Below are 13611 nucleotides of genomic sequence, written 5' to 3'. Positions count from 1 at the left end.
AAGCTATGGAAAAAAATATAAGGGACAGCCTGCAGCTAGGCATTTATAAAGTAATTAATCCTTTTGTAAAGGGATTGATTAAAATTGGTTTAACACCTAACGCCGTAACGACCATTGGTTTGATCCTGAATATCGGGGTCGCCGTTATTTTTGTGCTTGGTGCCGAAAAATCAAACCGTGGCGATATGTCTTACATCGGTTGGGGAGGAGCATTGGTGCTTTTTGCTGGTTTGTTTGATATGCTTGATGGCCAGGTGGCGCGATTGGGCAATATGAGTTCGAAGTTTGGCGCTTTATACGATTCTGTACTCGATCGTTATAGCGAAATGATTATGTTTTTAGGTATCTGTTATTATCTGGTGGCGCATCATTACTTTTTGAGTTCGTTGTTTGCTTTTATCGCATTAATCGGTTCGATGATGGTGAGTTATACCCGTGCCAGGGCCGAGGGATTAGGGGTGGAGTGTAAAGGCGGTTTAATGCAAAGGCCAGAAAGGGTAGTAACCATTGGTGTTTTCGCTATTGCTTGTGGTATTGCCGGCCATTTTATTGGCGGAGATTACAAAGTATACGTGCCAGGGATTTCTTTCCATGTATTCGAAACCATGTCGATTTTTACCATGCCGATTACTATAATGGCACTATTAACCAATATCACCGCTGTAAAACGTTTGCAGGACGCAAAAAAAGGCCTCGAGGCACAGGAATTTAATGAAAGAAAAGGAAATAACAGGGCAGCCTTAATTGCGGGTTTGGTATTAATGGGAAGCTTAACCGGAGTGCTTTCTTTTACTGCGAATGCGCAGGGATCAGATCCTTCACCAATAACTTTTCCAACACCGAAAGACATTAGCAATCAATTGTTTTATTTACAACGTGATCCGAATACGAATACCATTATCTGCCAGTTAAATGTAGATAAACATGGCGAGGTGAATAAAGAGCAACCTGTAAATGTATTTTGGATACGTTACGGGGATAAGGGTGAAAAGAAAGAACTGAGTTATATTCAACGGAAATTTGCATATGGCATTATCAGCAAAAACCTGGGGAATGGCCAATTCGAACTGCGGTTTACTTCGCACAAAAAATTGCCAATGTACCTGAATAAATCTGGCACAGATAAAAAATACCATGTTTTTGCGACAATTAACAACAAAAAAATGCAGCTGGAAAGGATATTCCTCCGGATTGAGGGTGGGACGTTTTGGTTTCCTAACGTGAAATATGTAGAAATAAAAGGTTTTGATGCTTCTGAACCTTCGAAAGTGTTAGTGGAAAGGATTAAGGTGTAGCGTTAGGCGTTTTGCGGGTGGCAATCCAATTTGCAAGTAGTCATTTCGAGCGGACCGGATAGCTATCGGGTGCAACTTAGTCGAGAAATCTAACTCGCTAGGTCTCTCCATTTCACTTTGCTTCAGTCGAGATGACGGTTGGGAATATGTTAATTGTCATTCTGAGGAATAATTTATGATATAAAAATCAATATGATTGACAGATAAAATTAATTAGGTAATATCCATCAAGAAATCGTCATTCCCAACTTGATTGGGAATCTTAAAACGTGCGTTAAGATTCCCGCCTGCGCGGGAATGACGATTGATTATATGATTTGTCAGTCCGAGCGGAGTCGAAGACCCTTTAACACAGTTTGAAGATCTCTCCATTCCGCTTTGCTTCAGTCGGGATGACGGACCAGGTGGAGTCAAAGACCAGTTTAAAAAAAAAATACCAAATGAAAAAGAATTTTGTTTCAAATTCAACCGCATCCATCAGGATGTTTAAAAACGACTTTATGGAGAGCCTCTCCAAAGTTCGTTTTTATGTACCGTTGATTGTATATGTTCCGGTTATTGGCTTTCTTTTTTGGAAAGCGTTTTGGGAAATCAAAATGCCTGTTTTAAGCTTTGCCGGCTGGTTTTTGCTCGGTCTTGGCATCTGGACCATTACCGAATACATCTTACATCGTTATGTTTTTCATTTCGAACCCGAAGCGGAATGGGGCAAAAAAATCCACTTTATTTTTCATGGGGTACATCACGATTACCCTAATGATGCCAAAAGGTTGGTGATGCCACCCTCCGCCAGTATCCCAATGGCATTAGGCTTTTACTTCCTTTTCGATTGGTTATTGCCCGATACAGTGGTTTATCCATTTTTCTCAGGTTTTATGATCGGTTATCTGTTTTACGATATGGTGCATTACGCACTTCACCATGCTAATTTTAAAAGCGGTTTCTGGAAAAAGCTCAAGCAGCATCACATGCTTCACCACTATTCTGATTCGACCAAAGGTTATGGGGTAAGCTGGACTTTTTGGGATCATATTTTTAGGTCTGATTTTGATAAAAAATAATATGCAGCAAGGAGCATTGCTTAAAAACAATTTTTATAATATCCGGAATATTTATCTAACAGTTGCTATATCTGTTGGATATCTATTGTTATCAGTACTGCTGGTCGGCTTTAAAACCGATCAGTTGGTGCTGATTTTTATTTTTAATGCTTTGTTTTACCTATCAAGCGGAACCAGGAAGTTTATCCTCGGCTTTTCGATCTTTATTGTCTATTGGATTCTGTTTGATTACATGAAGGCCTTTCCAAACTATCTTTTTAACACGGTACATATAGAAGATTTGTATAACCTGGAAAAAAATACTTTTGGCATTAATTACCATGGCTTAATACTTACACCTAACGAGTATTGGAAAATAAACAGTACTTCATTTTTAGATGTGTCGACAGGTTTTTTTTACCTGATGTGGGTGCCTGTACCGCTAGCATTTGCCACTTATCTTTTCTTTAAAAATAAAGAACAGTTTGTTCGGTTCTCACTAACCTTTGTTTGGGTAAATTTATTGGGTTTTGTGGTTTATTACGCTTTCCCAGCTGCACCACCATGGTATGTGCAGGAACATGGCTTCGAATTTATAGCTAAAACGGCTGGCAATACTGCCGGATTGGCCCGTTTTGATCATTATTTTGGTATCACACTTTTTCATGGGATATACAGCAAGGGTTCCAATGTGTTTGCAGCCATGCCATCGCTGCACTCTTCATATCCGGTTATCGTTTTATATTATGGTTTGAAAAACCGCTTGGGGAGAATTAATGTTTTCTTCTTTACTGTCATGTTAGGCATCTGGTTTTCGGCGGTTTATACCAGTCATCATTATACGCTCGATGTATTTGCCGGATTATTATGCGCGCTTTTGAACATTATTTCTTTCTATTACTTAATGCGTTATACTAAGTTAAAACAGCTTATGGCGAAAATGATCAGTGCCATTGGTAAATAAAAATAGCCCGATAGCGGATCTTTTAAGATCAGCTATCGGGCTTAGTTATAAAAGTTATTAGCGTGAACCTCGTTATTTAACGCTTATCCATTTGTTGAGCATATTATCTGATGCTTCAACCAAGACTTTATAGAAAGAGGATGGGTATTTTTTAAGATCTGCAAAATAATGTTGCTGATTCACATCAACCTCTCCCAATAAATGATATTCATCTTTTCCTCCTGTTTTAAAATCATTGGTGGTTGCCAGCCAAACTTTAACCTTGCCTTTGTTCTGTAAGGCTTTCCAGCTAATATCAAGGTGATTTTGAAAGTGATTTACTTTTAATCCGGTTATAGATACTGGTCCAATAAATGGAGTGCCATCAATTTCCGCTGCTACATTTTTAGGCATTTGTACATTTAGGTAGCGGGCAATTGAAGGCATAATATCTACCACGCCAAGATCAAAGTATTGGGCATAAGTATTCAGGTCTTTATAATTGCTTACCATCCAGGTAGAACGTTGGCGATCAGACTGGCCGCCATGTCCGCTGCCGGTTTTTTCATCTCGTCCGTGATCGGTTGTAATTACAATCAGCCAATCTTCTTTAAATTGCTGTTGACGGTAAGTAACGGCATCCCAAATCTTGCCCATTTGTTTATCCAGCATCTCCACTGCCCTGTAAAACTCCGGACTGTCTCCATAGCGATGACCCATATCATCCGTATATTCCAGGTATACCCACGAAAGGTCAGGCGCCTGATCATGAATGGTGTTTGCAGCCTGTTTAACTACTTCCTCATCAATAAGGTGCATATAATCAGCTTTTTTATCATGTTTAAAGCGGGCAGTATCCAACTCGAAACCATCTGCTACAAAATCGGGTTTAAAGTTTCCGGTTTCAGGAAGGCCATCTCCAAGCAATTTGGTGCGGTTATCGGTCCAGCTGGAGAAAATAGCTGTTTTTTTATCAGGATACTGGTTTTTAAAGAGTCTGAAAATATGCTGATAGTTATAATTTGGGGCCTTAATATCATTATCGGGTACGTTATGCTTGTTAACCCATGTGCCAGTAAGCAAGCTGTTGTAGCCAACTGCAGATATGGTGGGCGTTTCGTTATAACTGGCTTTATCGCCACCCACATGCATGCGGGAATACGAACCTGCGGAAATAATCCGTTTAAAATTTGGCAGATCTAAACGCTCTACTACATCGGCGGGAATACCATCCGCAATAACATATACTACTTTTTTGGTCTTTATTTTCTGTGCCCAGCTACTTACTGAAACAAAAATCAAGGATAGGAAAAATATTTTTTTTATCATTTGATGCTTTATACTGAAATTTGAAACTGCGGTTAAATACCAACAGCACCGACAAAAGTGGCAGTGCTGTTGTTTGTTTATTTATGGTTTCAATAACCAAATTATCCCGTTAATGTTATCACCTTCGGGGTACTGTCTTGATATTGCGGCGGTAATATTTTGCTGATTCAATCGTAATTCAGATTCCGGATACATCCAACGTTTTGGAATGCGTTTATCATTTAAAACTCCTGCTCCTGTAGTATCAAAAACCGGGAAACCAGTTCTCCGCTGCTCAAAAAATGGCTGCCAGCCGCTATTCATGAAAGATGCGATGTATTTTTGGGTAATAATGTTTGCCAGCGGATTTGTATTAGCATTTAATTGTACTGTTGTTTGTGCCAGATAGCTATTGATAGTTGCCTCATCGATATTATAAAACTGCATTGATGCCCTGATCCCTTTTTGATAATATTCATTTGCGTTTCCGGAAATCCATCCCCTTACAACGCCTTCGGCAAGAATGAACTGCTGCTCAGCATAACCCAAGGCTATACTTGGCTCATTTGCCGGGCTATTATAATAACGTGGGTTAATTTTAGAAACTTCTCCTGCAAGCGTACGGGCATTATTCACATCTTTTGGTGCGCTACCATTCCCGCCACCGTACGCATTAAAATCTGTTGCGGCAAGCGATGCGAATTTTGGTGCTTTATCAGCAAAGCGGAACAAGCGGGAATCCTGTAAAGATTTTAACAAATTGATAAAAGTTTCATCCATATAGTATGCAGTCTGCATACTATTGCTATTAAAATATGGATAGCGGTTTCCCTGAAGATCGTAAAATTTAAGCTGGGCATTGTCTCCATTTCCCGTAAACAGTGGATAATCCGTTGGATTGTTCACAATTTCAGCAAAACGTTTTTTGATCTCTAACCTGGTGTCGTTTTCCTTAACCGATAAACTGATTAATACCCTTAAAGAAAGCGAGTTGATTACGCGTTTCCACTGTAATATATTCCCTCCGAAAACGATGTCGCCCTGTAAACCTGGAGTATTTGCATCAATCATGCCGTTGGCCGCTTTAAGCTCATTTAAAATACTTAAGTAAATGTCTTCCTGCTTGTCATATTTTGGCGCAACAATATCTTCTTCAGCTTTTAAAGCCTCACTATAAGGAATATCGCCAAAGGTTTGCGTTAGTTGTAAAAAATTCCAGGCCTTAAAAAACTTTACAAGTGGCAAATACTGAGGTTTATTCAGGTTTATGGCAGCTTGTTCCATCTTCACTACCTGGCGCAGATTATTATAATTGCCATAGCTTGCCCGATTCCAGCCATAATACTGGTTTAAGTTAATTTCATCTGTATTTATCATTTGACGGGAAGCAAGTGCTACATCGGTATTGGTTGATTGGAAGGCACTTTGCTCAACGGCATTTAATAACAGATCGGGTGTTGCAGCGGTGGTTTTGTTCGGATCTACCTGAAACTCACTAAATTTTTTGCAGCCCATTTGTGCGATTGCGGCAAAGAATATAATATATAATGTCTTTTTCATATAATTCAGATTAAAATTTAAGGTTTACATTAAAACCAAATGAACGGGCTGAAGGCGTTTGAAGGTTATCTTTTGCAGGATCAGGATCAATATTTGGCATTTTGGAGAACAATAAAAGATTACGGCCAACTACTGAAAAATCTAAACCTTTAACAAAAGATTTACCCAGCAGCTTAGTGGGTACCTGCCACCCTAATGTAACCTCTCTTAGCTTCAGGAAAGTTTGTGAAAAAAAGTTGTAGTTATTATAGGCACCATTACTGGTCTCGATCATATAATCGATGTAATTTACAGCTTTGGTATTGGGGGCAAAAACACGTGTATCACTGATGATATTACCGTTAGCATCATAAGTGGCCGTTCCGCTGGTTACCACAACACCATCACCAACAAATGTCGCTTTTCCGGCGTTGGCATCAATACGGTATTGGTTAAGTGTACCGGGATGTGTACCGCCCCACCACATTTTCTGGTTGGTTGTCGAGTACATCAATCCGCCAATACGCCCATCAACCAGAAACTTTAGTGTAAAACTCTTATAATTAAAAGTATTTTCAATGCCGTAAGTCCAGTCTGGAGATTCATTTCCGATAAATCTTGAAAAATTATCGTTTAATGGAAAACCATTGCTTCCGTAGATCATCTGCCCCTGGCTGTTGGTCTGATAAACGGAACCATAGATTCTATCGGTTCTATCGCCAACACGCAGATTACCCAGGGTTTCGGCACCCCCATAAATTTCTTTCAAATACCTGCGGTATTTGCTTAAATTTATGGCCATATCCCATTGAAAATCGTTGTTTTTTAACACTGTTCCATTAACCACAAACTCCATTCCCTTACGCTGATAAATGTTCCCATTAACCAACTGGCTACCATATCCGCTTGTTATTGAAATATCCGGGGAAGCAATATTATTAAAGTCACTTGTCTGGTAATAAGTGGCTTCAACACTTAATCTGTTCTTGAAAAACTTGGTATCCAGGCCTATCTCCCAACTGTCTGACGTTTGTGGGGTAAGGTTGGCCTGTTTAAGCAAACTGCCAAAAGTGAGCGCGGGTATACTATTCCAGCTTGTTCCTTTATCAAATGCCGGAAGATAACCATAGGTATAAGTGTCATCCCCAAGCGTACCGCTCGAAACTCTTGACCACGAACCACGTGCTTTTAAATAGCTAAACCATTCTGGCAATTTAGTTAACTGTGAAACAACGACAGATGAACCTATTGAAGGATAAAAAAAGCTGTTATTATTTGTTGGGAGCGTAGAAATGATATCGTTTCTGCCCGTAGCAGTTAAATAAATTGCATTTAAAAATTCCAGATCTAAAATCGCATAAACGCTGCTTGTTCTTCTTTCTTCAACAAAATTACTGCCCTGAAGGGGATTTGCAGAATTACTAAGGTTATAAAAACCAGGGATGGTTAATCCATCCGTATTGGTAGAACCGTATTTGTGGTTTCTATAATAATTAGAACCACCAATCTGCGCGTGTAGCTTAAATTTATCGCTGAAGGTATGGTTGTAGTCTCCAATTAAATCGGTAACCAGATCAATATAGTTTTGGGTAGCAACGGTGAACTGTCCTCTGGATTTGTTGCCATAGCCGATATAACTCATTGGTTCTTTATAGGTCCTGTTAAGGCCATAAGTGTTTATTCCATTTCTAAACTGAACACTGAAAGCCGGACTAATCTTATAATTCAGGTTTAATGAACCATAGGTGTTGTCTTTATCATAACCACGCAAATATTCATAAGCCTGAAAATATGGGTTATTATAGTAAGAGATATTATAATTACGTTGTTGAATACCTTCTTTGCCCGGCACCCAATAGTCTTTTAAATCCTGCACGCTTACATCGGTTCCTGTCCATAACACCAGATTGTAAAGATAGTTGGTGGGTCCGTATCCTGTTTCAGGAAAGTTCTTGGTAAACTGACGGTTGTAATTTAATCTTGCATCGATTGTAAATGCATCTGAAAGTTTATAATTGCCGGAAACATTAAATGAACTATTGTTTAGATCGGTATTCGGCACAATACCCTTTTGGTAAATATGCGATGCTGAAGCCCGAAAAGAACCTTTCTCCGAACTTTGGGTAATACTAATGTTATTACTTGAAATTACCCCGGTTTGAAAAAAGTCTTCTACATTGTTTTTTCCTCTTGAAAGGAATGGAAGCGGAACCAATTTTCCCGTAATCGGGTCTCTCGGGCTGTTAAACTGAGGCGTCTCAAAAAAACCACTCGGCGTAGTGGGGTCTGGCTGATCGAGTTTTGGCCCCCAAATCCATCCGGAACCTTCTTGTCCTCCTCCTGAGCCATCAACGTACGTGTATTTTCCCTTATAACCCGCACCATATTCTGTTTGTACCTTCGGAATCCTGATAAAACCTGGCTGTATTTGCGTAGAACTATTTACATCAATACTGAGATTATTCCCCTTGCCACGTTTTGTGGTAATCATAATGGCCCCGTTTTGCCCGATAGAACCATATAGTGCAGATGCATTGGCACCTTTTAATACGGTTACAGATTCGACATCATCTGCATTTACACGGAAAAGATCTGCAGATTGATCTGGTATACCATCTATAACAATAAGTGGCTTTCTGCCTCTTAATGAAATACCAGGATCCTGAAACAAATCAGTTGAGTTGCTAATGTTAAGGCCGGCGACCCTTCCCGTAAGCGAACTAATAATATTCGGCTCCCGTGCTTTAACTAAATTTTCGCCTTGTACCGTTTGTGCCACATAACCTAATTTTGATCTTTCTTTTTTAACACCTAAAGCGGTAACTACCACTTCAGATAATGCTTTTGCATCCTCGGTTATCATGATCTGGTACATATCCGAATGATCAACTGTGATCTCTTTGTTAACATATCCAATACTGCTAAAAACGAGGACATCGCCATCGTTGGCCTTGATTGAAAAATCGCCTTCCTGGTTAGTAACCGTACCGGTATTGGTTCCTTTTATTAATACTGATACGCCGGGGATACCAAGTTTCTTTTCATCAGTAACATGGCCTTTAATAATTCTGGCATTTTCTGGTATTCTTTTTTGCTCCGAAGGCTTTAAAACAATCTTCTCATTCGTTTTGGGAATAGAAAAGGCAGAATTGAAAATAACAATAAACAGGCAGGTTACCCATAAACTCTTCTTCAGGCAAACTAAAGATGCATAAGTAAATCTTTTTTTCATAAAGCTAATTCGTTAGTTAAAGTTTTAAATGTTTTTATCGAGACCTTGTTCAATTCGGTTCCCTGCTGGCCTATTCCTAACATAAGCACACTATTTAAGGCACGGATCGTTTCCCCAATCTTTGCATTAGCGACCACACGTTTGATGGTGATCCTTTGAGCAAATGTGCTAGCGGACAGGATCAGCGAGGTGAACATCCATGGTAGCTTTTTTTTCATTTTACTTAATATTTTTTGTTTGTTTTTGGAATGATAGGTGCTTTTCAGCGGCGCTAAATTGAACATATCATATTAAGAATAAGTTAAGTGTAAATTAATATATTAATTGAACGTTCATTCAATTTATTAATCAAAATAAATTTGCAGAATCCAGCTACTTTTGATTAGTTTGCCGCATTAAATTAACTGCACGATGGGACGCAAAAGCCTAAAAGAGACCAGAAGACTTGAAATTATTAAGGTATTTTACCAGGTGGCCAAGAAAGAGGGGTATGAAAATACATCTATTGCCAAGATTGCCAAAGTGATGGATATTAATCCAAGTCTTATTATTCATTATTTTGATACCAAGGAAGGACTCACTTATGAATTGATCGACCACATACTCGACCGGTATTTGTTAATCTATACCATCAAACATAAGGGGCAAGCAAGCTTAGCTGATTTACAAAAAACCATAGAAATGTTGTTTTCAAAAAAATGGAACCTGCTTTTTGATGACGGTTTATTTTATACTTTTTATGCTTTGGCATTCAGGGAAAAAAAAATCAAGCTAAAATATAAGCTGATTCTGGATTCGTTGCGTAATGGACTAACAAAAATGATCGAACAATGCAACGCGCAGGGCTTAACAAATGTAGATGACCCGCAGGTTGCTGCCGATTTTATTTTTGTAATGGTTGATGGGGTTTATTTTTATCTTTCGATGGAAAGCGATAAAAAAGCTTATTCAGAACGTTTAGCTTATTATAAGCAAAAAGCCTACGCTACGCTTTGTATATCGCCGGTTAAGGTTGTTTCTGCTCCCGTTTGCTAAACTGACGGCTTAATGCGAATAAACCGATTGACATCCAGAGTACATTTGCTGCTGCATTGGGAAGGTCGTGGGTATCAAGAGCAGTCACGGCGAGACATAACCCACCCATGATATTAAGTGCCTGGAAGGAGACCGAATCTGCGCGGATTAATTTCATGCTTAAAAAAAGATATCCTAAGGTACAGAATATTACTCCAGACCATCCAATGATCGTCATCACTAAATTCATCATGTTGTATTGTTTGCCGGTAAAGCTATGAAATATTGTGATGACGTCTAAATGAATTGGAATGCAAAAAAATCACATCTGGATTATTGCAATAAACTACGATACAAATAGCGGCTATAACTTTTTACTATAGCCGCTATTGAAAATGCACATACCAGGTTGAGGAACACCGAAAGAACTGGCATTAGCGGGATTAATCACCAAATTGTACTGCTATCAAAATAAGCGGTTTACCAGTTTTTTGATAGCAGAAAGGCAGGAAATGCCTGCCTTTAGTTTCAGGTTGATATGATAAATAGTTTTAACACCTTTGATTTTCTCTATTGAAAATATTGTGAAAGGTCTGTTAATTTGCCACCTGACACATAAATAGTTTTTGAAGCCGCTACCGATGTTCTGGCGTCTGTAATTACAAACAATTTAGATTTTCCTGCCTGAAAATTGAATCCATCTGTTGCAAAAGCCGAGGTAACTCTACCTTCGTTAGGTTTAAGTGTATAACCATTAATAATCAAAGGGGTACCAGCGTTATAAGGATAGTTATTGGTGCCTTTTTCAACAATATCGAAGCTGTAAATATAATTCGGCCCAGGCAGTGCTGGTAGTTCAATGGAATTTAGAGAGCCATCTTTTGGTAAGGTAAACCTAATTTCGGGTATAACTTTTGTGCCAACTACTGTGTTCGCAGCAGATGAAGGCCTGGTATAAAATACAAGGTCTACATCAACACCTTTAAATTGAATTGGAAATGTGGTTTCAAATTTGGCAGTGATCATCATATTGGCCGGATTAGCAGGAGGATCGAGTTTTACATTATCAACTATATTGGTTCCATCAAAGAAGAAACCAATATTCTGCCGGGCCGTTGTTGATTCGATTACTTTTTTAAGTAAAATGGCCGTTTCTCCTTTTTTGCGGATGGTAATTTCTCTTGTCGTGCCCTTATCAATCAGTATGGAGGATACTTTATTGATAGCGCCTGTTCCTGAAGTGAACAGATTTCCATCCAATAAAAATTCGAGCTCTCCGGATAGCGCATAACTTTTAATTGCCAATGTAATGGAATTGTTGTATACTTTATTGCCATCGTAAAAAATACTGATACTTTGATCGAAAGGCGTTGCAGTAATGTTTTTAGTTAGTAGTATTTCTGCTGTACCCTTCTTTCTTACCTTTAGGGTAGTATTTTGGTCTTTTACTGTAAGCAGGGTTTTAATATTGATACTATTTGTAGTACCAGTTTTGGTATCAGCTATCACACTATCTTTATACAAGTATTCCAGATCTACCTCTGTATTTCCGCTAATACTTAACTGGATGACTTTTGATGGTTCTGGTTGAAGGAGTTCTGCTTTGCGACAAGAAAAACTTAACGTAATAGCTGCAGAAAAAAAGAAAAGAGTAAAAAATTTTAGTTTCATATTAGGTAATTATCATTTAAACAGGCTTATCCTGTTTTTATAATCAAAGAGACTATACCACTGGGGTACAGTCTCTTTGATTAAGAGGAGAAAAAATTAGAATACAAGTTTTGACCATGTAGCTGCCCAGCTTGGAAGGGTAACTGTAGATGGAGAACCTGGAGTGTTGTACCAAGGTTGGCTTACACCAAATGCACTTGCATTGCTACCGTTAACGACTAAAGTGTTGCCACCACCGTCAAAATAAGTACCAACTGCTGCTGTAACAGCGCTCGTAAAACCGTGAACAGATGTAGAATTAAGATCTGAAAGACTTGCATTGGCGTCAGCATCAAAAACGATACCTCTTGGATAACCAGAAACAATTACGTCGATCAAAGTAACTTCCGAACCTCTACGCTCGCGGATACCATTACGGTAACCTAAACCAGCAATACCAGCAGTATTTTCAGTTCCGAAAACACTTACGTTAGTTAAAGTTGGGTGAGTTTTAGGTAATAAGCTAAAAGTAGCATCTTCTCCAGGTGCATTGTTATCAGATTCGATACCGTTTGAATCGCTGGCACCACTGCTTGTACTGTGTGTGGAGTTTTTATCGGCAATGGCAACTGCATCAGTCAATGATCCGGTAAAACCGTTGTCAAAATCAAACTGATCATCATCAGAAGCCAAAGCAATTAGGTTAGTAGCGTTAACTGTACCACCAAAAAATTCGAATCCATCATCAAGACCATAAGAAACCTGTACGTGATCGATAGTAGTACCATTACCTACACCACCTAAGGTTAGACCGTTAACTTCGATATTTGGAGCTAACTGGAAACCTGCATATTCAATACGAACATATTGGAAAGTACCACGGTTATCTTCATCATTCGAACCACCATAATGATATTTACCTTCATCTGCTAAACCTTCAATTAGTTTGTCACCAACGTTGATTTTTGCATTACCTAGAATAATTACACCACCAAAATCACCAGGAGTACCTGTTGTGCTGGCGTTACCATCTAAAAGGTTACGGCTGGTAAATACAATTGGATCATTAGCTGTTCCGGCAGCATTGACTGTACCGTCTTTGGCAATCACCAATACACCGTTTTGTACACCTGGAGTGTTTGCTGATGCTTTGATGTAGGTACCTGGCTGAATGGTTAACGTTGCACCATTTCTAACCGTTACAATACCACTTAATTCGTATACGTTTCCGGCTGTCCAGGTTACAGAGCTGGTAATGTCTCCGCTAACTGCCACAACTGGCAATGATGACTGTGAGTAATCTGCTGCTGAAGTGCTGCGGTTACCAAATGCAGATGAACCGCCTTCATTTTTCTTACAAGCTGTAAAAGAAACAGCAACAATTGATAAAAGACCGATTAAGTTTTTGAAATTTTTCATTTTCATTTTTTTGTTTTCATAGGACCTGATAGGTATGATCCATGTTTTTTAAGGTTGATTTTTTGTTTGTTTAGAAGTACGGGCAGATAATTCCTCATTTTTTATAGAAATAAAGGCTTACATATCGCTAAACTGGATGTTTTTTATATCTTAGTATTCTTATCGATAACT

The 13611-nt window shown here is 38.8% G+C and carries 11 protein-coding genes; 4 read left to right on the top strand and 7 right to left on the bottom strand.

The genetic code is table 11. From position 1 onward, the window contains the following. Positions 1 to 5 precede the first annotated feature (5 nt). The 3 genes from BLR60_RS11795 to BLR60_RS11785 all read left to right on the top strand — a co-directional run bounded on the left by BLR60_RS11795 (position 6) and on the right by BLR60_RS11785 (position 3299). Positions 6 to 1295: a DUF4833 domain-containing protein gene (locus BLR60_RS11795; protein WP_090500020.1), complete on the top strand. Its 1290-nt coding sequence runs from the start codon at positions 6 to 8 to the stop codon at positions 1293 to 1295. Between the two features lie 440 nt (positions 1296 to 1735). Continuing rightward, on the top strand, positions 1736 to 2356 hold the full coding sequence (locus BLR60_RS11790) for a sterol desaturase family protein (protein WP_090500301.1): 621 nt from the start codon (positions 1736 to 1738) through the stop codon (positions 2354 to 2356). Between the two features lies 1 nt (position 2357). Next, positions 2358 to 3299 (top strand): phosphatase PAP2 family protein, encoded by a 942-nt coding sequence (locus BLR60_RS11785; RefSeq protein WP_090500017.1) that lies wholly within the window; start codon positions 2358 to 2360, stop codon positions 3297 to 3299. Between the two features lie 72 nt (positions 3300 to 3371). On the opposite strand, the gene BLR60_RS11780 is transcribed toward BLR60_RS11785, so the two are convergent. The 4 genes from BLR60_RS11780 to BLR60_RS11765 form a co-directional block, all read right to left on the bottom strand. Further along, a complete protein-coding gene (locus tag BLR60_RS11780) occupies positions 3372 to 4607 on the bottom strand; it encodes an alkaline phosphatase family protein (RefSeq protein WP_090500016.1) in 1236 nt (411 codons plus the stop codon). Positions 4608 to 4688: 81 nt separating this feature from the next. Continuing rightward, the gene (locus BLR60_RS11775; RefSeq protein ID WP_090500013.1) at positions 4689 to 6146 is read right to left on the bottom strand and encodes a SusD/RagB family nutrient-binding outer membrane lipoprotein; all 1458 of its coding nucleotides are present in this window, start codon (positions 6144 to 6146) and stop codon (positions 4689 to 4691) included. A gap of 10 nt (positions 6147 to 6156) precedes the next feature. After that, positions 6157 to 9357: a SusC/RagA family TonB-linked outer membrane protein gene (locus BLR60_RS11770; RefSeq protein WP_090500011.1), complete on the bottom strand. Its 3201-nt coding sequence runs from the start codon at positions 9355 to 9357 to the stop codon at positions 6157 to 6159. Beyond that, entirely contained in the window at positions 9354 to 9575 is a 222-nt protein-coding gene (locus tag BLR60_RS11765; RefSeq protein ID WP_143009070.1) for a hypothetical protein, read from the bottom strand. Before BLR60_RS11765 ends, BLR60_RS11770 begins: the two co-directional genes overlap by 4 nt. A gap of 193 nt (positions 9576 to 9768) precedes the next feature. On the opposite strand from BLR60_RS11765, the gene BLR60_RS11760 reads away from it, so the two are divergent. After that, entirely contained in the window at positions 9769 to 10392 is a 624-nt protein-coding gene (locus BLR60_RS11760) for a TetR family transcriptional regulator (protein ID WP_090500006.1), read from the top strand. Here the strand turns inward: BLR60_RS11760 and BLR60_RS25525 are convergent. The 3 genes from BLR60_RS25525 to BLR60_RS11745 form a co-directional block, all read right to left on the bottom strand. Next, positions 10364 to 10609: a CBU_0592 family membrane protein gene (locus BLR60_RS25525; RefSeq protein WP_449421145.1), complete on the bottom strand. Its 246-nt coding sequence runs from the start codon at positions 10607 to 10609 to the stop codon at positions 10364 to 10366. The two genes, BLR60_RS11760 and BLR60_RS25525, sit on opposite strands and share 29 nt — an antisense overlap. A 332-nt stretch (positions 10610 to 10941) precedes the next feature. Further along, positions 10942 to 12042: a hypothetical protein gene (locus BLR60_RS11750; protein ID WP_090500001.1), complete on the bottom strand. Its 1101-nt coding sequence runs from the start codon at positions 12040 to 12042 to the stop codon at positions 10942 to 10944. A 96-nt stretch (positions 12043 to 12138) separates the two neighbouring features. Beyond that, positions 12139 to 13440: a hypothetical protein gene (locus BLR60_RS11745; RefSeq protein WP_143009069.1), complete on the bottom strand. Its 1302-nt coding sequence runs from the start codon at positions 13438 to 13440 to the stop codon at positions 12139 to 12141. Positions 13441 to 13611: the final 171 nt, after the last annotated feature.

Source organism: Pedobacter terrae, from assembly GCF_900100705.1.
In the GTDB taxonomy this organism is placed as follows: Bacteria; Bacteroidota; Bacteroidia; order Sphingobacteriales; family Sphingobacteriaceae; genus Pedobacter; species Pedobacter terrae.
This window is presented reverse-complemented; position numbering and strand designations above follow the sequence as displayed.